General features: G+C 54.9%; 22 protein-coding genes and 1 pseudogene. 13 read left to right on the top strand and 10 right to left on the bottom strand.

From position 1 onward, the window contains the following. The first annotated feature begins 1 nt into the window (after position 1). The 5 genes from mltG to PSES9_RS0116815 all read left to right on the top strand — a co-directional run bounded on the left by mltG (position 2) and on the right by PSES9_RS0116815 (position 3,944). Positions 2-1,066 (top strand): endolytic transglycosylase MltG, encoded by a 1,065-nt coding sequence (gene mltG / locus PSES9_RS0116835; RefSeq protein ID WP_010488915.1) that lies wholly within the window; start codon positions 2-4, stop codon positions 1,064-1,066. After that, positions 1,063-1,695: a dTMP kinase gene (gene tmk / locus PSES9_RS0116830; protein ID WP_010488913.1), complete on the top strand. Its 633-nt coding sequence runs from the start codon at positions 1,063-1,065 to the stop codon at positions 1,693-1,695. Before mltG ends, tmk begins: the two co-directional genes overlap by 4 nt. Continuing rightward, positions 1,688-2,674, top strand: a complete 987-nt coding sequence (locus tag PSES9_RS0116825) for a DNA polymerase III subunit delta' (protein ID WP_010488911.1) — start codon at positions 1,688-1,690, stop codon at positions 2,672-2,674. The genes tmk and PSES9_RS0116825 overlap by 8 nt, the downstream gene beginning before the upstream one ends. Before the next feature lie 37 nt (positions 2,675-2,711). Beyond that, entirely contained in the window at positions 2,712-3,068 is a 357-nt protein-coding gene (locus tag PSES9_RS0116820; protein ID WP_003245164.1) for a PilZ domain-containing protein, read from the top strand. A 90-nt stretch (positions 3,069-3,158) separates the two neighbouring features. After that, on the top strand, positions 3,159-3,944 hold the full coding sequence (locus PSES9_RS0116815) for a TatD family hydrolase (protein ID WP_010488902.1): 786 nt from the start codon (positions 3,159-3,161) through the stop codon (positions 3,942-3,944). A gap of 231 nt (positions 3,945-4,175) precedes the next feature. Here PSES9_RS0116815 and PSES9_RS0116810 read toward each other — a convergent pair whose 3' ends face one another. Continuing rightward, positions 4,176-5,309 (bottom strand): aminotransferase class V-fold PLP-dependent enzyme, encoded by a 1,134-nt coding sequence (locus tag PSES9_RS0116810; RefSeq protein WP_010488900.1) that lies wholly within the window; start codon positions 5,307-5,309, stop codon positions 4,176-4,178. Positions 5,310-5,383: 74 nt separating this feature from the next. Here PSES9_RS0116810 and PSES9_RS0116805 point away from each other — a divergent pair, with 74 nt between their 5' ends. Together PSES9_RS0116805 and PSES9_RS0116800 are read left to right on the top strand one after the other, a co-directional pair. After that, on the top strand, positions 5,384-6,022 hold the full coding sequence (locus PSES9_RS0116805) for a TetR/AcrR family transcriptional regulator (RefSeq protein ID WP_010488898.1): 639 nt from the start codon (positions 5,384-5,386) through the stop codon (positions 6,020-6,022). Positions 6,023-6,175: 153 nt separating this feature from the next. Further along, positions 6,176-7,069 carry a radical SAM protein gene (locus tag PSES9_RS0116800; RefSeq protein WP_010488896.1) on the top strand — a complete coding sequence of 298 codons (894 nt, stop codon included), beginning with the start codon at positions 6,176-6,178 and terminating at the stop codon, positions 7,067-7,069. Between the two features lie 36 nt (positions 7,070-7,105). Here PSES9_RS0116800 and pdxR read toward each other — a convergent pair whose 3' ends face one another. Next, on the bottom strand, positions 7,106-8,509 hold the full coding sequence (gene pdxR, locus PSES9_RS0116795) for a MocR-like pyridoxine biosynthesis transcription factor PdxR (RefSeq protein ID WP_010488894.1): 1,404 nt from the start codon (positions 8,507-8,509) through the stop codon (positions 7,106-7,108). Between the two features lie 88 nt (positions 8,510-8,597). On the opposite strand from pdxR, the gene PSES9_RS0116790 reads away from it, so the two are divergent. The 4 genes from PSES9_RS0116790 to PSES9_RS0116775 all read left to right on the top strand — a co-directional run bounded on the left by PSES9_RS0116790 (position 8,598) and on the right by PSES9_RS0116775 (position 10,954). Further along, a complete protein-coding gene (locus PSES9_RS0116790) occupies positions 8,598-9,044 on the top strand; it encodes a GNAT family N-acetyltransferase (RefSeq protein ID WP_010488890.1) in 447 nt (148 codons plus the stop codon). Then, complete coding sequence (locus PSES9_RS0116785; protein WP_010488887.1) at positions 9,041-9,661, top strand: FMN-dependent NADH-azoreductase; 621 nt, start codon at positions 9,041-9,043, stop codon at positions 9,659-9,661. Before PSES9_RS0116790 ends, PSES9_RS0116785 begins: the two co-directional genes overlap by 4 nt. A 23-nt stretch (positions 9,662-9,684) precedes the next feature. Continuing rightward, complete coding sequence (locus PSES9_RS0116780) at positions 9,685-10,116, top strand: carboxymuconolactone decarboxylase family protein (protein ID WP_010488886.1); 432 nt, start codon at positions 9,685-9,687, stop codon at positions 10,114-10,116. A gap of 148 nt (positions 10,117-10,264) precedes the next feature. Then, complete coding sequence (locus PSES9_RS0116775; RefSeq protein ID WP_010488884.1) at positions 10,265-10,954, top strand: GNAT family N-acetyltransferase; 690 nt, start codon at positions 10,265-10,267, stop codon at positions 10,952-10,954. 68 nt (positions 10,955-11,022) lie between these two features. On the opposite strand, the gene PSES9_RS23820 is transcribed toward PSES9_RS0116775, so the two are convergent. Together PSES9_RS23820 and PSES9_RS25540 are read right to left on the bottom strand one after the other, a co-directional pair. Beyond that, on the bottom strand, positions 11,023-11,703 hold the full coding sequence (locus PSES9_RS23820; protein WP_010488883.1) for a tetratricopeptide repeat protein: 681 nt from the start codon (positions 11,701-11,703) through the stop codon (positions 11,023-11,025). 480 nt (positions 11,704-12,183) lie between these two features. Beyond that, complete coding sequence (locus tag PSES9_RS25540; RefSeq protein WP_274377989.1) at positions 12,184-12,759, bottom strand: tyrosine-type recombinase/integrase; 576 nt, start codon at positions 12,757-12,759, stop codon at positions 12,184-12,186. A gap of 71 nt (positions 12,760-12,830) precedes the next feature. Here PSES9_RS25540 and PSES9_RS0116760 point away from each other — a divergent pair, with 71 nt between their 5' ends. Continuing rightward, positions 12,831-13,562 carry an LEM-3-like GIY-YIG domain-containing protein gene (locus PSES9_RS0116760; protein WP_010488879.1) on the top strand — a complete coding sequence of 244 codons (732 nt, stop codon included), beginning with the start codon at positions 12,831-12,833 and terminating at the stop codon, positions 13,560-13,562. 596 nt (positions 13,563-14,158) lie between these two features. On the opposite strand, the gene PSES9_RS0116755 is transcribed toward PSES9_RS0116760, so the two are convergent. The 6 genes and pseudogenes from PSES9_RS0116755 to PSES9_RS25380 form a co-directional block, all read right to left on the bottom strand. Then, on the bottom strand, positions 14,159-14,341 hold the full coding sequence (locus PSES9_RS0116755; RefSeq protein WP_010488876.1) for a hypothetical protein: 183 nt from the start codon (positions 14,339-14,341) through the stop codon (positions 14,159-14,161). 73 nt (positions 14,342-14,414) lie between these two features. Next, positions 14,415-15,068: an epoxyqueuosine reductase QueH gene (locus tag PSES9_RS0116750; protein WP_010488874.1), complete on the bottom strand. Its 654-nt coding sequence runs from the start codon at positions 15,066-15,068 to the stop codon at positions 14,415-14,417. A 136-nt stretch (positions 15,069-15,204) separates the two neighbouring features. Next, positions 15,205-15,714, bottom strand: a complete 510-nt coding sequence (locus PSES9_RS0116745; RefSeq protein WP_010488873.1) for a flavin reductase family protein — start codon at positions 15,712-15,714, stop codon at positions 15,205-15,207. A gap of 52 nt (positions 15,715-15,766) precedes the next feature. Next, positions 15,767-16,801, bottom strand: coding sequence for a methionine synthase (locus PSES9_RS0116740; RefSeq protein WP_010488871.1), 1,035 nt, complete (start codon positions 16,799-16,801; stop codon positions 15,767-15,769). A 27-nt stretch (positions 16,802-16,828) separates the two neighbouring features. Next, positions 16,829-17,812 carry a DUF1852 domain-containing protein gene (locus PSES9_RS0116735; protein WP_010488869.1) on the bottom strand — a complete coding sequence of 328 codons (984 nt, stop codon included), beginning with the start codon at positions 17,810-17,812 and terminating at the stop codon, positions 16,829-16,831. A gap of 239 nt (positions 17,813-18,051) precedes the next feature. Next, positions 18,052-18,234 (bottom strand): annotated as a pseudogene (locus PSES9_RS25380) (isochorismate-pyruvate lyase); the annotation flags it as partial. A gap of 340 nt (positions 18,235-18,574) precedes the next feature. Between PSES9_RS25380 and PSES9_RS24670 the strand changes: the two are divergent. Beyond that, the gene (locus PSES9_RS24670; RefSeq protein ID WP_010488867.1) at positions 18,575-18,982 is read left to right on the top strand and encodes a DUF2946 family protein; all 408 of its coding nucleotides are present in this window, start codon (positions 18,575-18,577) and stop codon (positions 18,980-18,982) included. Positions 18,983-19,008: the final 26 nt, after the last annotated feature.

The following is a 19,008-nucleotide window of genomic DNA, read 5'->3' as shown; positions in this document are numbered from 1 at the left end:
CGTGATACGCAAAATACTGCTGTTTCTTGAAGTCTGTGTGGTGCTGGCAGGCCTGACGTTTGCCGTGGCTGCCTGGCAGCAACACACCGCGTTGCAGCAGCCCTTGCAGTTAAGCCAGGAGCGCCTGCTTGAAGTGCCAAGAGGTGCTACACCGGGCGGTGTGCTCAATCAGCTGGAGCGCGAAGGGGTCATCGACAAGGCCTTTTGGTTGCGCCTGTATTGGCGCTTCAACCTGCGCGGCGAACCCTTGCACAGCGGCGAGTACCGGCTAATGCCCGGGCAGACCGTGCGTGACATGCTTGGGCTGTGGCGCCGGGGCGAAGTGGTGCAGTACAGCCTGACCTTGGTCGAGGGCTGGAATTTTCGCCAGGTTCGTCAGGCACTGGCGCGCCAGGATGCCTTGCAGAAGACCCTGGAGGATGTTTCTGATGCGCAGTTGATGGAGCGTCTGGGCGAGCCGGGCATGAACCCCGAGGGGCGCTTCTTCCCCGATACCTATCGCTATGTGCGTGGCATGAGTGATTACGAGTTGCTCAAGCAGGCCCACGCACGTTTGCAGCAAGTGCTCGAGGAGGAGTGGCAGGCACGCGCTGATGACTTGCCCTACAAGGAACCCTATGACGCGCTGATCATGGCCTCGATGATCGAAAAGGAAACTGGTGTGCCGCACGAGCGTGACCAGATTGCCGGGGTGTTTATCCGCCGGCTGGCGTTGGGCATGCGCCTGCAAACCGACCCGACGGTTATCTATGGCATGGGCGAGCGTTACACCGGGCGCATCACCCGCGCGGACCTGCGCGAGCCAACGCCCTACAACACCTATATTATTACCGGCATGCCGCCGACGCCGATTTCCCTGGTGGGGCGTGAAGCCATTCATGCGGCGCTGCATCCGGCACCTGGTAAGAGCTTGTATTTCGTCGCTCGTGGCGACGGCAGCCATATATTCTCCAATTCCCTTGAGGCGCATAACCGGGCGGTACGCGAGTATCAGCTCAAGCGTCGGGCGGATTACCGCTCGAGCCCTGCGCCGGTTTCAACCCCTGATCAAAAGGACAGTCAGTGAGCGGTTTGTTTATCACCCTTGAAGGCCCGGAAGGTGCAGGCAAGAGCACTAATCGCGACTACTTGGCCCGTAAGCTCGAAGCGCAAGGCCTGGAGGTCGTATTAAGCCGTGAACCTGGTGGCACACCGCTGGCCGAGCGTGTACGCGAGTTGCTGTTGACACCCAATGCCGAGCCGATGGCTGCCGACACCGAGTTGCTGTTGGTATTCGCGGCGCGCGCTCAGCATATCGCCCAGGTGATTGCGCCAGCACTGGCCCGTGGTTGCGTGGTGCTGTGTGACCGTTTCACCGATGCGACCTATGCCTACCAGGGTGGTGGCCGTGGGTTGTCAGAAGCACGCATCAGTCAGTTGGAAGACTTTGTCCAGGGTGATTTACGCCCAGACCTGACCCTGGTTTTTGACCTGCCGATCGAGGTAGGTCTATCGCGGGCCGCCGCGCGTGGCCGGCTGGACCGCTTCGAGCAGGAAGGTTCGAACTTCTTCAACGCGGTACGCCAGACCTACCTCAAGCGCGCCCAGGCGGCACCTGAGCGGTATCGCATTGTCGATGCCGCGCAACCCCTGGAGCAGGTACAAGTCGCACTGGATGCATTGTTGCCCACTATCCTGGAGTTGAGCCGTGGCTGAGGCCTATCCTTGGCAAGACTCGCTGTGGCAGCAATTGGCCGGGCGCACTCAGCATGCCCATGCCTACCTGTTGCACGGCGCACCTGGCATTGGCAAAAGGGCGCTGGCCGAGCGCTTGCGAGCACGCTTGCTCTGCCAGCAACCACAGGGTCTTGATGCCTGCGGCGAGTGCAAGTCGTGTCACCTGTTGGCCGCTGGCACTCATCCTGATTCGGCGGTGCTTGAGCCTGAAGAGTTTGATAAGCCGATCAAGGTGGACCAGGTGCGTAGCCTGGTTAACTTCCTGGTTCAGACGGCCCAGTTGGCTGGCCGCAAGGTTGTGGTGGTCGAACCGGCCGAGTCGATGAACCTCAATGCCGCCAATGCCTTGCTCAAAAGTCTTGAAGAGCCTTCTGGCGATACGGTTATCTTGATGATCAGTCATCAGCCAAGCCGTTTGCTGCCGACCGTCAAGAGCCGTTGCGTGCAGCAGGCCTGTCCGTTGCCCAGCGAAACCATGAGCCTGCAATGGCTGGCTAGTGCATTGCCGGATAGCAGTGCCGAAGAACGTGCTGAGCTGCTGTGTTTGGCTGCCGGATCGCCACTGGTGGCGGTGCGCATGCAGGAGCAGGGCGTGCGCGAACAACGTGCTCAGGTGGTTGATGGCGTAAAAAAACTGCTCAAGCAGCAGATTGCCGTCAGCCCGCTGGCTGAAAGCTGGAACTCGGTATCCTTGCAGCTGTTGTTCGACTGGTTTTATGACTGGTCGCAATTGATGTTGCGTTACCAGCTGACACAAGATGAACAGGGCCTTGGCCAGGCGGATATGCGCAAGGTTGTGCAGTACATGGCAGGCAAGACCAGCCAGGCCAAGGTCATAAAAATGCAGGACTGGATATTGCTGCAACGACAAAAAGTCATTGCCAAAGCTAACCTTAACCGTGTTCTGCTTCTCGAAGCCTTGTTGGTACAGTGGGCAAGCTTGCCCGGACCGGGCTAGAATCGCCCACTAAGTATTAAAAAATCAGGAATGCCGCATGAGCTTGCCACCTAACCTGGGTCCGCGTAATGGAATCTTGTCTCTAACCATCAAAGACAAGTCCGTGCTCTATGCCGCTTACATGCCTTTCATCAAAAATGGCGGGTTGTTTATCCCCACCAACAAAAGCTACAAGCTAGGTGATGAAGTGTTCATGTTGCTCAACTTGATGGATGAGCCTGAAAAAATTCCGGTTGCGGGCAAAGTGGTCTGGATTACGCCAAAAGGCGCCCAGGGCAACCGTGCAGCAGGCGTTGGCGTACAGTTCAATGACGGTGACAACACCGCCCGTAACAAGATCGAGACCTATCTGGCCGGTGCGCTGAAGTCGGACCGTCCGACGCACACCATGTAGCCGGGTTGTCGGTACATGCTCTAAGGCAAAAGGCCGCATTGATTGCGGCCTTTTGCATTCATTCTCTTTGCTTAACATTAGTGGTTTTTTATGTTGATTGACTCGCACTGCCATCTCGACCGACTGGATCTTGGCGCTCACAATGGGTCGCTTGATGCCGCACTTGATGCCGCGCGGGCACGTGGGGTTGGCCATTTCCTGTGTATCGGGGTGAGCGCGGATAATGCCGCTGCGGTCAAAGGCCTGGCTGATCGCTATGAAGATGTCGATTGCTCGGTCGGCGTGCATCCGCTGGATCTGGAGCCAGGCGCAACGCCGGCCATGGACTGGTTGCTCAGTGAGCTTGAGCACCCGCGCGTGGTGGCCATCGGTGAAACCGGCCTTGACTATCACTACGAGCCTGAGGCCGCCGAACTGCAACAGGCTTCGTTCCGCCTGCACCTGCAAGCGGCCCAGGCCACCGCCAAGCCGGTCATAGTGCACACCCGTGGCGCTCGTGCCGATACCTTGCAGCTCCTGCGCGAGGCGGCATTACCGCAAGCCGGTGTGCTGCACTGTTTCACCGAAGACTGGGACATGGCCAAGGCTGCGCTGGATTTGGGCTTTTATATTTCGCTGTCGGGTATCGTCACTTTCCGCAATGCCGATGCGCTGCGTGAAGTCGCTCGCCAGGTTCCGGTTGATCGCCTGCTGGTCGAGACAGACTCGCCGTATCTGGCACCGGTGCCGCATCGCGGCAAACCCAACTTGCCGGAGTATGTGCGAGACGTGGCTGAATATCTGGCGGTGCTGCGCGGCGTCAGCTACGAACAACTGGCCGAGCAGACCAGCAACAACTTCAAGCGTTTGTTTCCGCTGGCCCGTGTCGGCGGATAGCGCAACCAGCCTGGGGCACAACGCAAAAAAAACCCGGGTTCTGGGGGATGAATCCGGGTTAAGACCATTAGGAGTAATCAAGGTACGCGGTCCACGGTACCTTGGCTGGCGAGTCACTTGGGGGGAGATGCCCCGCCAGTACTTATGAGTATTGGTCAACTTTTCCGATCGTCCAGCCCAATTTGGCGGGTTCTTAAACGGATTTGGAATACCCGAGCTACCGCTCAGTTCTCAGCGGCCACTGGCCTGGCGTATCAGGCGCAGCGTTGACTCAATCACCTCGGGTTTGGTGTAGAAGTGCGGCGAGAGGCGGATGCCCTTGCCACGCTGCGCGCATATCAGGTTGTCTTGCTTGAGTTTTTCAAACAGCGCCCGGGTGTCCCAACCGTCGAGGCTGAAATTGATAATGCCGGCCCGGCGTTCTGGGTTCAGCGGGCTGTGCAGGTTAACCCCCGAAATTCGCCCCAGCCCGGTGGTCAGCTCTAGCACGCGCTCTTCCAGCGCTTGGCCCACGGCTACCATTCCCACTTCCTCAAGCAGCGACAGGCTGGCTTCCAGGGCCATGGTGCCAAGCATGTTTGGGCTGCCTGATTCAAAGCGCACTGCGCTTTTTGCCGGTTGCCAGTCGGTGCGTGAGTAATCACCGGCATGTTCGAGCATGTGCCAGCCGTATTCATGGAGCTTGAGTTGCTCGCGTAATTCGCTGCGGCAATAAAACAGACCAAGGCCTTCCGGGCCGAGCATCCATTTGTGGCCGTCGGCCATGGCGAAATCGCACTCACAGGCTTGAACATCAAAGGGCAGGGCGCCGATTTGCTGGATGGCATCGACGCAAAACAGCACGCCTTTCTCCCTGCAACCGTGGCCGAGGCGTTGCAGGTTGAGGCGCAAGCCACTGGCAAACTGCACAGCGCTTATTGAAAGCAGGCGTGTTCGAGGGCCACAAGCGTCGAGCAGGGCGGTTTCAGGGTCACTGTTGGCTAGATTGACCTGTTTGACCTCGACACCCTGTGCATTTAACGCCTGCCAGACAATTTTATTTGAAGGGAACTCTTCGTCGCTGATAACCACTTGGTCACCCGGTTGCCAATCCAGTCCAAAGGCAACATAGGACAACGCCTGCGAGGTGTTCTTGACCAGGGCGATATCGTCGCTCGATGGTGCGTTGACCAGGCGGGCCAGGCGTTCACGCAATAAATGCTCGGTTGCCAGCCAGTCAGAATAGTTACGCGCACCGAGCCTGGCGTTCTCGTTTGAGAAGCGATTTACCGCATCAACAGTGCGCTGCGGCCATGGCGAAATGGCGGCATGATTGAGGTAATTGATCGCAGAAAGCTGCTCAAACTCGTAACGAAGTGCGTTCATGGTTCGATGATCCGTGCAATTTGGCGCTATTGAGGCATAATAGTCGGCTCGATTTTTGACCACTTAGTCCCTTTATGCAGAAAGAACCCCGTAAGGTCCGTGAGTTTCGTCGCCGTGAGCAGGAAATTCTCGACACTTCGCTAAAACTATTCCTTGAGCAAGGCGAAGACAGCGTGACTGTCGAGATGATCGCCGACGCAGTAGGCATAGGTAAAGGCACCATCTACAAACACTTCAAATCCAAGGCCGAGATCTACCTGCGCCTGATGCTCGACTATGAGCGCGATTTGAACGAGTTGCTGCATTCGGCCGATGTCGACCGTGACCAGGAAGCCCTGTCGCGCGCCTACTTTGAGTTCCGCATGCGCGACCCGCAGCGTTATCGTCTGTTTGATCGCCTTGAGGAAAAGGTGGTCAAGGGTAACCAAGTCCCGGAAATGGTCGAGCAGTTGCACAAGATCCGTGCTTCAAACTTCGAGCGCCTGACCCTGCTGATCAAGGGGCGGATCGCCGAAGGCAAGCTCGAAGATGTGCCGCCTTACTTCCATTATTGCGCTGCATGGGCTTTGGTACACGGCGCTGTGGCGCTGTACCACTCGCCATTCTGGAGCAATGTTCTGGAAGATCAGGAGGGCTTTTTCCAGTTCCTGATGGACATCGGCGTGCGCATGGGCAACAAGCGCAAGCGCGATGGCGATACCCCGAACAGCTAAGCGCCTTAGCTGTTATTTTGCTGGTCTTGGGCATAAGTCCGAGGCCAGCACATACGTCCTGTATATTGAACGCACTCAGCCGTACTTGCGCTTATTGAGCTTAGTGGCTTGAGTTGCGCAAGCAAGATTACTGATCCTGCAGAGTGATTTGCCGTGGCTGCCGCATTTCCTATCGACTACATCGAACCCGTCTTCCGCCCGCCCAGCGAGGCGCACTCGTTGATCCTGCCGGTCACCAACGGCTGCTCGTGGAACAATTGCACCTTCTGTGAAATGTATACCCAGGAACAGAAGAAGTTTCGCGCCCGTGATGAAGTGCAGGTGCTCGAAGAAATCCGCAAGGCCGGCGAGCAATTGATCGTGCAGCGGGTGTTTCTGGCTGATGGCGATGCCTTGGTGCTGCCAACACGGCGTTTGTTGAATATCCTCACTGCAATCCGCGAGCATATGCCCGAGGTGAATCGGGTATCGAGCTACTGCCTGCCGCGTAACCTGCGCAAAAAGTCAGTCGCTGAGCTGAAGGAACTTGCAGATGCGGGCCTGGGGATGGCCTATGTGGGTTGTGAGTCAGGCGATGATGAGGTGTTGGCGCGCATCAACAAGGGCGAAACCTATGAGTCGAGCCTTAGTGCGCTTGAGAAGCTGGGCGACGCGGGCATCACGCGCTCGGTGATGATTCTCAATGGTCTTGGCGGCAGCGTGCTGAGCGAGCAGCATGCCGATAATTCAGCGCGCCTGATGAATGCTGCGCAGCCTGAGTTTCTCTCGACCTTGGTGGTGAGCTTTCCCCAAGGCGAAGCGAGGTTGCGTCGCGGCTTCGCTGATTTCGAGCCGCTTAGCCAGGCGCAACTTTTTGTTGAGATAGAGCGGCTGCTGCAGGGGCTTGAATTGCAAGATACGGTGTTTCGCAGTGATCACGCCTCGAATTACCTGGTGCTTAAAGGCAACCTGGGGGCTGATAAGCAACGTTTGCTGGCACAGGTTCGCGAGGCTATTGAACGTCCACAACAGGCGCAGCTGCGCCAGGAGTGGCAACGCGGCCTGTAGGCTAGGCCTGCCCGCTCTAGGTCGTGCCCGTCCTCGCTACTCCTGAATGATCTGGGCCAGGCTCGACGCCACAGTTTCTGCATGCTCGGCACTTGTTATGTTGGTGAAGCCCATGACCAGCCCCTTTTTTGGGGTGTCCTGCAGGTACCACTGCGACAATGGTTCTACTGCAATACCCAGGGTTCTGGCTCGCCGGGCAAGCGCGCAATCATCGCCCTTATGCATATAGGCGACCAAGTGCATACCTCCGGCCTGGGGGTTGATCTGTAAATATCCGTCCAAATGCAGGTTCAAGGCATCGACCAGCCATTGCCTGCGCCGTGCATAAAGGCTGCGCATTTTCTTTAGATGCCGGGCGAAGTGACCCTCGTTGAGAAAGGCCGCAACGGTAGCCTGTAGCAGGTGCGGGCAGTGGCTGTGCAGGCGATCCGCCATTTTGGCGAATGCTTGGCTCTGCTCAAGCGGGACCACCAGATAGGCCAGGCGCAGGCTTGGAAACAGGACTTTGCTGAAGGTTCCGGTATACAGCACCCGACCTTGCTGATCGAGGCTCTTCAGGGCTGGAAGGGGTTTACCTTGATAGCGGTACTCACTGTCGTAATCATCCTCGATGATCCAGCTGCCCTGGCGATTGGCCCAGGCCAATAGCGCCAGGCGCCTGGTCAGTGACAGCGATATCCCTAGCGGACTCTGGTGGGTCGGGGTGACTACCGCAAAGCGAGCATCAGGGCAGCGAGCAATGCCTTGCTCGATCTCAAGCCCCTGATCATCCACATTGATCGGTACCAGTTCTGCGCCGGCCTCTTGCAAGGCATTCCTGGCCATGAAGTAACCGGGCTCTTCCAGCCAGCATTTATCGCCTGGGCGCATCAATGTGTGACTAATCAGGTCGAGGCAGGCGCGATAGCCCGCGCACACCAGTATTTGATCTGGATGACAGGCAATGCCTCGCGAAATCCCAAGATAGGAAGCAATTGCCCCCCGCAGTGGTGCATGGCCGCGTGAATCCGGGTAGACCAGCGTATCAATCCCTGATTGGCGTAACTGACGACCCGCAAGCCTTGTCCAGAGCTTGCGTGGAAATGCATCCAGTGCAGGAAGGCCCATTTGCAGTGCCATCGGCAACTTTCCCGAATGCGTGCCGTGGAAGTCCAGGGATGCAACCCTTGTACGAGGCGGGGCAGTGGTCGGGGTCAAGTGAGGGGTCACAACAGTCCCGGCCGCCCCGCGTGCAGTCAGATAACCCTCGCCAATAAGCAGTTGATAAGCCGCATCCACAGTGCCACGAGCCAAATTCAATTCCGCGGCCAGGGCACGAACCGCAGGCACCCGATCTCCCGGGCGCAGACGCCCGTCTGCGATTGACTCGCGAAAGCGCTGGTAAAGCTGGCGGTAGATCGGCGCCGATTGACTGCGGTCGAGCTTGAATTGAGCAATCATGGTCTAGTCATTTATGCATTTTTTGGATCTATAGGTTAAGCCATCCTGACTCTAAAGTAAGGCATCACTCTTGAGCAGGCTGGCTGATATGTCATTTACCCTGGAGCACCTCGATAACGAGCAGGCCTTACGGACCAGTTTCGAGCTTATGCGCGTCTTGCGCCCCCACCTTGTCAATTGCGCGGATTACGTGGAGCAGTTGGTTCGACAAGCCCAGCAAGGCTACCGCCTGCTAGCGGCCCTGGACGGTGAGCAAATTGTCGGTCTGGCCGGTTACCGTGAGATGGAAAACCTGCTCTATGGACGCTTTATTTACCTTGATGATCTGGTCGTGAGCCCGGCCTTGCAGCGCAGCGGCCTGGGTGGTCGCCTGCTGGACGCCGTTCGTAATGAAGCCGTGCGGCAACAATGCGATCACTTTGTGCTGGACACCGGCTTGCATATGCCGCTTGCCCAGCGCTTTTACTTTCGCCACGGCCTGCTGGCACGTGGCATGCACTTCACCCAGAGCCTGCGCGAGGTTAAGTCGGTATGAAAACTGTCCTGTTGATTAATGCCAGCCCCCATGGGGATGACTCCCATGCGCATCAGTTGGCCCTGGAATTGGTGGCGGTGTTGCAACAGCAGCACCAGGGCATGGAGTTGATCGAGCGTGACCTGGGCGCGTATCCGCTACCGCCATTGGGTACCGACTATGCCCGGGCGCTGACCTCGAACACGCCATTCGATTCACCGGTCTTCGAGGTTTCGGAGGCAATGATTGCCGAGCTGGAACGCAGCGATGTCCTGCTGATTGCCACGCCAATGCATAACTTCACGGTGCCGGCCGCACTCAAGCTTTGGATCGATTATGTCTTGCGCATACAGCGCACATTCAAATCAACCGCCAAAGGCAAAGTCGGCTTGCTGGAGGATCGTCCAGTCCATGTCGTGGTTGGCTCCGGTGGCTTCCACAGGGGTGAGCGCGCACGCCAGCCTGACTTCCTGACGGTCTATCTACGTTACGCGCTGAACACCATCGGACTTTTCGATTTGCAGTTCACCTACTTGCAGGGCCTGGTCCTGGGTCAAGAGGTTGTCCAGGCCGCAATTGAGCAGGCGCGACGCGAACTTTCACTCACCCCCTTGTTTAGCAACCTTGTTTGTAACTGAGCAATTTATTAAGGAGTTTCATCATGAGCCAACTCAGACTGCCTTTTTCCACGCTTTCGCCTGCGGCATACCAAGGCTTGCATGCAACCAACACCGCACTGGCTTCAAGCTCGCTCGGCTTGCCACTGCTTGAGCTTGTGTATTTGCGTATCTCCCAGATCAACGGCTGTGCTTACTGCCTGGGCAAGCATTCAGCGAGCCTGCGCCAGTGCGAAGTGGCGCAGGCAAAACTGGATTGCCTTGCCGGCTGGAAAATCAGCGAGCTGTTTGACGAGCGTGAGCGTGCTGCCTTGGCGTGGGCCGAAACACTCACTTTTGTCAGCGAGAAAGGCGCGCCGGATGCCCTGTACGAACCGCTGCAAAGCCACTTTTCCGATGTCGAGATTTCCGACTTGACCCTGGCAATTTCACTGATGAACGCCTTTAACCGCCTGGCCGTGGGCATGAAGCTTTAGCCCAGCGTTTAGCCTAGGCTGTGCGCCAGCGACATAAGGCGCACAGCCATACGGTTGATTGGGTGAGCCATGCAAGCCATGGCGGTGGGCGTTACAATGGCATCAGCACCGATTACCCTGATCGGGCACAGCTGGAGCCAGCGTCTCGATGTTCACCCTTGTACACCTGGATAGCTCACCACCGGAGGCCCTGGAAGCTCAGGTTCTGCAAATGGTGGTGGACTACTTTAGCGACATCAGTCCGGTGCCGCTGACGCCCAGCAATCCGCTCTATCAGCTCTACCAATATGTGATTGGCTACGAGGTGCACATGTACCTGCAGGCCATCAGCGGCGCTCAGGGCGGTTCGCCGAAATTGGTTTTGGCCCTGGATGATGACGATCCTGCCCTGGTGCTGGGCTTTGCCCTGTATCTGCCGAGCCCGGATGACGCCGAAGCCTGCACGCTTGCTTATCTGGCCGTTCAAGCCAGTCACCGCCGACGTGGCATCGCCAAGGCACTGTTGCAGCAGGTGATCGAGCATCGCCCACACCTCGAATTGGCCTGTGCGGCGAGCAAGGTGCCGATCTTTGAATCCATGGGTTTGCAAGTAGTGGCAGCGCAGGGGCCGCATGTGGTGCTCAGTAGCCGGGCTTACCGCTCGGCCGGAATGGTTGCGGTCCAGGACTTGGCACCGATTTTCCAATCCAAGGAAGTGCGGCAGATCCACACCTACCTTGTGCAACAGAATGGAAACAAGGCCATGAGTGATGCCGAAAACAAGCGCGACCGCCTGCTCGACCAGATGGCCTATCAAGCCCAGGCATTACTGAAAGAGCGATTCCCGACAATTCACTGATGGAGTAGGGGACAGGCCACGTTTAAATCAATTTTACAAAAACCTGGCCTGTCCCTTATTGGCGGCGGCTAATTGGCTACTTGCGATTCGCCGCCAGCGGCAGTCGTCCCGGTTTTCAAGTATTGATCCAGCGGTATCAGCAGGTTTTGGGCTTGGCCCAGTTCATTCGAAAGTGCCTGGGCTGTTGTGATCATGTCGGTGGTCAAGCCCCTGGTCGCTGCAATGTTCTTTTTGGCGTTGTTTGTGGGCGAACTGTCCATGGTTGCCGACTGTATAAGCAGGGCCAGGCCGAGATTTTTGTCCACCTTCACGCCATCGCCACGCATATAGAGCATGCCCAGATTGCCGACGGCAAGGGCATCGCCTTGCGCTGCTGCCTTGCGATACCACTGATTGGCCTGCGCAAAGTCCACGGGAGTGCCACGGCCGTTTTCATAGAGCACGCCGAGATTGTATTGCGCGTTGGAGTTGCCTTGCTGCGCGGATTTCTCGTACCAGCTAACTGCCTGTGTTTCGTCCTTGGTGACCCCGATGCCTTGTTCGTACATCAGAGCCAAATTGAACTGGCCATAGGGGTTGCCTGCTTCCGCGGAGGTGCTGAACTCCTTGAATGCCTGCGGCAGGTCACCGGCTTGATAGGCCGTAACACCTTCCTCCAAGCCGGCTTGCGCCGATCCACTCGTGAAGCTGAAAATCGCCACGAGCGCCAGGGCTGTAGTGGAAGGAAGTATTCGGTTCATTGCTTTCATCTGAAAGTCTCTTGTTCGCTGGTGAAGACCGTTGACCTATGTTTAACACGTAATGACAGCCAGGAGCAGACCCCGGTTTAGGCTACTAAGGTTTAATCTTGCCCTATCCCTCGATATTGCTGTACTCACGCCTCTCGCGGAGCTTCTGCAGTCTTGGCGGCCACCTCTGGCTCAAGCCATCAGCCCGCAATTTTGCAGGTTGCGACCGGTAGGAGTCGGCCAGGAGCGGACGTTTACGGATGACTTGAAGCCGTTTGGAAGCAAGGCACTACTCAAGAGCTCCCAGTTCCAGGATGAAACGGGTGAAGACGGTATCTGGATGAGAATATTACGCAAATCCGCAGCGTCATCGCTCAAACGACAGTGACATAAACAACAAACCAGGCCTCCCGTGGGATTGTTGGATGTAGAGGGATAGACGCGCTTTGCACCCTAGAATAGTCTTGAAGTACAAAAGGGAAAGCTCAGCGTAGCCAAAGCTCAGCCGAGCGGACTTTGCACTCCGGCAAAGGCATTACCAAGGACATGGGTATAAATCTGCGTAGTATGCACATCGGCATGCCCAAGCAAGGTCTGCACTGTGCGGATGTCACTACCGCGGCGCAGCAACTCGGTAGCAAAAGTATGTCTGAAGGTATGGCAACCCGCTGGCTTGCCAACCGCCGCCGCTCGCACAGCTCTCCTTACCGCCTTTTGCACTGCGCTGACGTGCAGATGGTGCCGCACGATATTGCCCTCATCGTCTGCACACAAACCCTGAGAGGGAAGCAACCACCGCCACGCCAACGACCGCGTCGCGTTAGGATATTTGCCGCGCAGCGCATAGGGCAGGCTGACACCGCATTGGTAAAACGCATCTTGCTCGCGCCAAGCACTTTGGATACGCGCCTGATTCTGCGTGGCAGCGGCCACATGCCGACTGACGGCCAACCAGGTAAGAAACTTGCTAACTTCCGCTGGCCCCATCTCCAGAGGGTGACGCATCTGGTGGAAGCGCAGGAAATAGCGTATCCAGTACCAGTAGGTCTGGAGAGTGTCTAGAAAACCCGGGGCGATTCAACAGGTGCATCAACTAGGACACGCTGAGACGTGTCTGTTATGCGAAAGATATACATAAAGGAGAGCCAATGTCTGACCCAAAGATCGATTCATTTTCTCCAGAAGTGGCTGAGAAACTTCAGTTCTACGTTTACCGATTAATTGACCCTAGAAACGGGGAAACCTTTTATATTGGAAAGGGTCAAGGTAATCGTGTTTTTGCTCATGCTCGTGGTGATATTGAGAGTGACTCGTTGTCTGAGAAAATGACTAGAATACGATCGATCCATATCGCTGGATTTGACGTTGCCCATGTTATTCATCGGCATGGTTTATCTGAAAAATCAGCTTTTGAGGTTGAGGCAGCTTTGATAGATGCTTATCCGGGATTAACTAATATTATGGACGGGCATGGAAATAGTGACTTTGGAGCCATGCACTCCTCCGAAATTATAAAGAGGTATTCCGCAGAGGCCGCAAATTTCAAACACAAAGTTTTACTTGTCAACGTTAACCGTAGCGCTCTAGAAGGCTCACTTTATGAAGCTACTCGCTATGCTTGGCGTTTGAGCCAGCAGAAAGCGAGTCAGGCTGAAGTTGTTTTGGCCACAGTTCAAGGTTTAATTGTAGGTGCTTTCATTGCAGAAAAGTGGCTAGAAGCTGTACCAGAAAACTTTCCAGGTAAAGAAGCAGTTGAAGGCCGTTATGGCTTTGTGGGTCACGAAGCACCAATTGAGCTACAAAAGTTATATATTGGCAAACGCACGCCAGATGAATTTCGTAAGAGAGGTGCGTCTAATCCCATAAAGTACACTTGGTAAAAATATAACAAGGTGCTGCATCGGATAAAATCTCCCTGCGGTCGATTTTCCGCTGAGCATGCCGTTATATATAAATGGATATGAAAGAACATTAGTGTGTAACTCAACTAGGCGAACACTTTGTTATCTTGCAAGATGATGAAGGCACATACCTATGCCCTATTTGTGACAGCGCGAGTTCAATGATCCGCCATATGATGGAAATGACTCTGCTTTTTTCAAATGTATTCTTGTGGTTTCGAATTTGGCTTTGATGATTCAAACCTTGCCTCTAAATAAGCATCGGAAGGTGTTGTTTCAAACTGGGTGTGGTGGCACTTAAAGGTTATCAAAAAATAAGCACTAAAAATTTAGCTTCCAAGAACTAGAACAAAACTTAAAGGCAGTTAGCTATCAACTGGCGTTTGATTTAATTTCGGTAAAGACAGATGGCAACATTTAACAAAGCAATTAAAGATCGCCCACAAAAAGCGTGGGCTGGGCTCGCTAACGTTCGCCTTTTATTGCGGCGTTAAATGGCATGGTGAAGCGTGAATCTCCTTTGGTGCCGTAGCACTTGATAACCGCTCTAGGCCAAAACAGTCATTGATCACTTGTCAGCGCTCCTCTTTCAGCGGTGCAATGTCAAAATCCCCAGAGGCCCGGTCGGCCATCGCAGCCAACTGCATTCGCTGCATGAGTTTTTCAGATGAAGCAAAACGTTTCGAGGAGTGCGTGGGAACAAGCTCCACGACACAAGTGAAGAGCCGATCGTTCAACGCCTTCTTCTGAGTACTCATGGGGCAAGAGTGCTTGGTGATCCTGCAGTACAACGCAGCGTATGAGCCATGCCCAGGATAGGATGTAAAACGATCACTTGTCGTTTCCGTAATATTTGACTCCAATGCGGATGATGTCCCGACCCTGGTCTTTACGGTGATGGTTGGTGTCGCGCAGCGAGTAGATGCAACCGCAGTATTCCTGCTGATAAAAACGTTCGCGTTTACTGATTTCGATCATCCGCGCCGAACCGCCACCCTTGCGCCAGTTGTAGTCCCAATAGGTCACGCCCGGGTATTTTTGTGCACTGCGGATACCGCTGTCGGTGATTTGCTGCATGTCTTTCCAGCGCGAGATGCCGAGGGAGCTGGAAATCACACGGAAGCCGTTTTCATAAGCGTAAAGGGCGGTACGCTCGAAGCGCATATCGAAACACATGGTGCAGCGCACGCCGCGTTCAGGTTCGTGCTCCATGCCTTTGGCGCGTTCGAACCAGTTGTCTGTGTCGTAGTCGGCATCGATAAACGGCACGTTGTTATCTTCCGCAAAGCGGATGTTCTCGTCCTTGCGCAACAGGTATTCACGTTCGGGGTGAATGTTCGGGTTGTAGAAAAAGATGGTGTAGTCGATGCCTGACGCCGTGATTGCTTCCATCACTTCGCCCGAGCACGGCGCGCAACACGAGTGAAGCAACAGCTTGTCCGCACCTTCGGGAAGGCTGAGTTGGGGCCTTTTGAGGTCTGTCATGGCGGTGTGTCCTGGGTCTATCGGTTCATATGAGCACCGGCACGCGTGAAGGGCTCCGATGACCCGTTGGCAGAGCTGGCCGTGAGGTTTTGAAGGTCGGATCAGTGCCCGAGGTATTCACGAAAGGAGTAGATACTCAAGCACCCTCATGTACCTCAAGGTTGCAATACTGGCCTTTGAAATACAGCAAGGGCTGAGTCGCTACAGCTTCTTGCAGGTTCAGGGCTTTGACTTCACCAATCACGATCATGTGATCGCCGGCGGCGTGTTCTGCGTGTATTTCGCAGTCCAGCCAGTGAAGGCAGCCAGAAATGACCGGATTACCGAGAGGGGAGGTCTGCCAGTCAATGCCCTGCCATTTTTGAGTGCCTTTGCGGGCGAACTGGTTGGAAATGCCAGCCTGTTCATCCGACAAGATGTTCACGGCGAATCTTCCGGCCTGGCGAATCCGGGGATAGCTGGCCGAGCTGCACATGACGCTGAATGACACCAGCGGCGGGTTCATCGACACACTGTAGAACGACTGGCATGTGAAGCCGACCGGCTCGTTTTCGAAGTGTGAAGTGATCACCGTGATGCCGGAGGCGTAGTGCCCGAGTGCTTCACGAAAGATCAAGGGTTCGATGGTTGTTGTAGACGGTGGCATGGCAATTCCTGAAAACGGGAGCGGGCCGCAAAGCCCGCGTACCGCTGCATCATCAGCGTGATAGTGAGAGTTCGCGTCGAACGATGTCTGCACCGGCGCTCAATGCATTCAACTTGCCCCTGGCCACCTGACGGGGCAGGGGAGCCATGCCGCAGTTGGTGCACGGCAAGAGCTTGTCGGCGTCCACAAACTGGAGGGCCTTGCGCAGGGTGTTGGCCACTTCCTCGGGTGTTTCAATGGCATGGTTGGCCACATCAATGGCCCCGACCATCACTTTTTTGCCACGAATCAGCTCAATCAGGTCCATGGGGACATGGGAGTTGTGGCATTCCAGCGAGACGATATCGATGCTGGATTTTTGCAGTTTGGGGAAGGCCTCTTCATATTGCCGCCATTCCGATCCCAGGGTCTTTTTCCAATCGGTATTGGCCTTGATCCCGTAGCCGTAGCAAATGTGCACAGCCGTTTCGCACTTAAGGCCTTCGATTGCTCTTTCCAGGGTGGCAACGCCCCACTCGTTGACTTCATCAAAGAAGACGTTAAAAGCCGGCTCATCAAACTGGATGATATCAACGCCCGCCGCTTCCAACTCGCGGGCCTCCTCGTTGAGGATCTTGGCAAATTCCCAAGCGAGTTTTTCGCGGCTTTTATAGTGGTTGTCGTGGAGCGTATCGATCATCGTCATTGGGCCAGGCAGCGCCCATTTGATGGGTTGATCGGTTTGCTGGCGCAAGAACTTGGCATCCTCAATGAACACCGGTCTTTGACGGGTTACCTCGCCAACTACCGTGGGGACGCTGGCGTCATAGCGGTCACGAATACGCACGGTTTCACGTTTTTCAAAGTCAACACCGCTGAGATGTTCGATAAAGGTGGTGACGAAGTGCTGGCGAGTTTGCTCACCGTCACTGACGATATCGATACCGGCCTGTTGTTGTTCTTGCAGTGACAGGCGCAAGGCGTCCTGTTTGCCTTCGACGAGCTCCGCGTCTTGCAGCTTCCAGGGCGACCACAGGGTTTCAGGTTGGGCCAGCCAGGCAGGTTTGGGCAGGCTGCCAGCCGTTGAAGTAGGTAGCAGTTTTTTCATGAGGGATGACCTTGTAGGTGGAGTAAGTCAAAGAGCGTAGTGAGCAGACCACTGCTCAAGAACAGCTTGGTAAGGTTTGATAAAGTGCTCTTCAACAAACTTGCCCTGTTCGATTGCCAGGCGGCTGCGCTCTTCCCGGTCGTACACAATGCGGGTCAGCGAATAGTCCTGGTTATTGAGGCTGGGCCGGTAGGACTTTCCGGCGGCCGAGTTCGCGTTGTAAATCTCTGGCCTGTAGATTTTCTGGAAAGTATCCATGGTGCTGATGGTGCTGATCAGTTCCAGATTGGTGTAGTCGCCGAGCAAGTCGCCGCAGAAGTAAAAAGCCAGCGGCGCAACACTGTTGGGAGGCATGAAGTAGCGAACTTTCAACCCCATTTTCCTGAAGTACTCATCGGTCAGCGAGTATTCATCCTGCAGGTACTCGGTTCCCAGGACAGGGTGCTGGTTTTCAGTACGTTCATAGGTTTTGCTGCTCGACACACTCAGGCAGATGACCGGCGGTTTTTTGAAGTTCTCTTTGTAGGTGTCCGAGTTCACAAAGCACTTGAACAGCTTGGCGTGCAAGTCGCCAAAATCGCTGGGCGTGCTGAACTCGGCCTGCCCTTTGTTGTACCCCAACAACAGCACGCTGAAGTCATAGTCGCGTACATAAGAGGAGAAATTATTGCCGACAATACCGTCGATACGTTCGTGGGTATGCAGGTCCACCACGGTGGTTTTCAATATCTCAATCAATGGAATGGCATGACTGGTATTTTCGGCATCCAGATTCATTTCGGCGGAAATGATTTCAAGTTCAACCCTGTAACGATCCCCTTTGGGATTATCCCAGTGCGCCAGGGTATTAAAACGATTGTCTATCATCGTTAAGGTATTGCGCAGGTTTGCCTGACGGCTTTCACCCCGGGCCAAGTTGGCGAAGTTAGTGGTGATTCGCGTATTTTCGGACGGCTGATAATGCTCGTCGAAGCGAATATTCTTGATCTTGAAAGTGAATGCGTTGCTCATTGGAAACGGATGCCCTGATGTCGGGATGCATATGAGTTCATATGATCTTTAATTAATACGCATTTTAGGGCGGGTCTTTGATTGAGTGAAAATGAATTGATTTCACTGAAACGTTAGTTCGTCTCATGATCTGTCTCGGATGAAGCCTGTAGGCTTCTGGATCTAGATTGCCCTGATTCTGTTTATGGAATAATTTCAAGCTGATGGCGCATTTCTGTCCGTCATCAGCGTCAACTTCTGGCCGAGAATCGATCCGAAGCCCGTACCGAGGCCGCAGAGGTCTTGAATTTAGAAGCAGCAACTACGTATTGAAAACACCTTCCTGGTAACTGGACAATCGCTTGATCCAGGGTGTCGATCTCGCGCCGGATATCCTTCATACCTGTGCGCTCGGCGGGAGGAATCCGGTTTATAACATCCATGTAGATAATTGCTTTTGTAGATAGAAGCGGTAGGTGCAAATTGGCTCTGCGCAGATAGTACTTATTAAAAATAATAGGGGTGCAGCATGCTATTAGCGGAATAGGAGATAGACCACATTCAAATCGAAACTTCACAAAATCCTGGCCTAAACCTGTTACTTGGAGATGGGCACTAAGTCGCCAGGAATTGTCAGTCGGTTAAGACTGGTTTCGACCTAGAGCAGCTCGGTGTAGACGACAAGATGCTGCATCGGTGACAGCTGTAATCTATGCAAAGTGCGTCAACTGAACGCATGATGGAGCTATTTTCGTTTTTGCCGGAAATGCTAAAGTTAGCGCCATGAAAATGGCCTATTGTGATCGCTTGCTGGTTGCCGGGATGCTGACTATCAGCATCCTGATAGGGCTGTTCGCTTGCGGATTGCATCACGGGCAAATGAGTGGCTTTAAACTCAGTGGTCTTGACACTGCTTTCTGTTCGACTGCTGATAAAAAAGACTCACGGCTCGATGGCAGTGATTCAAGTCAAGCGCATTCTATGGCTCAGTTAACCTGCCCGCTGTGTCATTCATGTTCTGCATCTGCTGCATTGAGTTCTTTTCAACTGGGCCTGGATTATCACCCCGCCAGCGCCGTCGCGCCCATTGTGGTCCGGAGCTGGGCTCAGCCACCACCTCGCTATTTGCGCTTTTCGCTAAACCCTCGCGCTTCGCCTTCCATATTCCTCGCGGTCAACTCAATAGCTTGACGGGCTCTGCTTGCGTTTTGTAGCAG

The sequence above is a fragment of the Pseudomonas sp. S9 genome, from assembly GCF_000222125.1.
GTDB lineage: Bacteria > Pseudomonadota > Gammaproteobacteria > Pseudomonadales > Pseudomonadaceae > Aquipseudomonas > Aquipseudomonas segetis.
Note: the sequence above shows the minus strand (reverse complement) of the source record. Positions and strands in the feature narration are given on the sequence as shown.

Coding starts and splice junctions, on each gene's coding strand:
- PSES9_RS0116780 (WP_010488886.1), top strand. CDS start 9,685: ATGAGCCAACTCAGACTGCCTTTTTCCACGCTTTCGCCTGCGGCATAC.
- PSES9_RS0116785 (WP_010488887.1), top strand. CDS start 9,041: ATGAAAACTGTCCTGTTGATTAATGCCAGCCCCCATGGGGATGACTCC.
- PSES9_RS23820 (WP_010488883.1), bottom strand. CDS start 11,703: ATGAAAGCAATGAACCGAATACTTCCTTCCACTACAGCCCTGGCGCTC.
- PSES9_RS0116810 (WP_010488900.1), bottom strand. CDS start 5,309: ATGAACGCACTTCGTTACGAGTTTGAGCAGCTTTCTGCGATCAATTAC.
- PSES9_RS0116745 (WP_010488873.1), bottom strand. CDS start 15,714: ATGCCACCGTCTACAACAACCATCGAACCCTTGATCTTTCGTGAAGCA.
- PSES9_RS0116735 (WP_010488869.1), bottom strand. CDS start 17,812: ATGAGCAACGCATTCACTTTCAAGATCAAGAATATTCGCTTCGACGAG.
- PSES9_RS0116740 (WP_010488871.1), bottom strand. CDS start 16,801: ATGAAAAAACTGCTACCTACTTCAACGGCTGGCAGCCTGCCCAAACCT.
- PSES9_RS0116815 (WP_010488902.1), top strand. CDS start 3,159: ATGTTGATTGACTCGCACTGCCATCTCGACCGACTGGATCTTGGCGCT.
- PSES9_RS0116750 (WP_010488874.1), bottom strand. CDS start 15,068: ATGACAGACCTCAAAAGGCCCCAACTCAGCCTTCCCGAAGGTGCGGAC.
- PSES9_RS24670 (WP_010488867.1), top strand. CDS start 18,575: ATGAAAATGGCCTATTGTGATCGCTTGCTGGTTGCCGGGATGCTGACT.
- PSES9_RS0116760 (WP_010488879.1), top strand. CDS start 12,831: ATGTCTGACCCAAAGATCGATTCATTTTCTCCAGAAGTGGCTGAGAAA.
- pdxR (WP_010488894.1), bottom strand. CDS start 8,509: ATGATTGCTCAATTCAAGCTCGACCGCAGTCAATCGGCGCCGATCTAC.
- PSES9_RS0116755 (WP_010488876.1), bottom strand. CDS start 14,341: ATGAGTACTCAGAAGAAGGCGTTGAACGATCGGCTCTTCACTTGTGTC.
- PSES9_RS0116790 (WP_010488890.1), top strand. CDS start 8,598: ATGTCATTTACCCTGGAGCACCTCGATAACGAGCAGGCCTTACGGACC.
- PSES9_RS0116820 (WP_003245164.1), top strand. CDS start 2,712: ATGAGCTTGCCACCTAACCTGGGTCCGCGTAATGGAATCTTGTCTCTA.
- PSES9_RS0116775 (WP_010488884.1), top strand. CDS start 10,265: ATGTTCACCCTTGTACACCTGGATAGCTCACCACCGGAGGCCCTGGAA.
- PSES9_RS0116805 (WP_010488898.1), top strand. CDS start 5,384: ATGCAGAAAGAACCCCGTAAGGTCCGTGAGTTTCGTCGCCGTGAGCAG.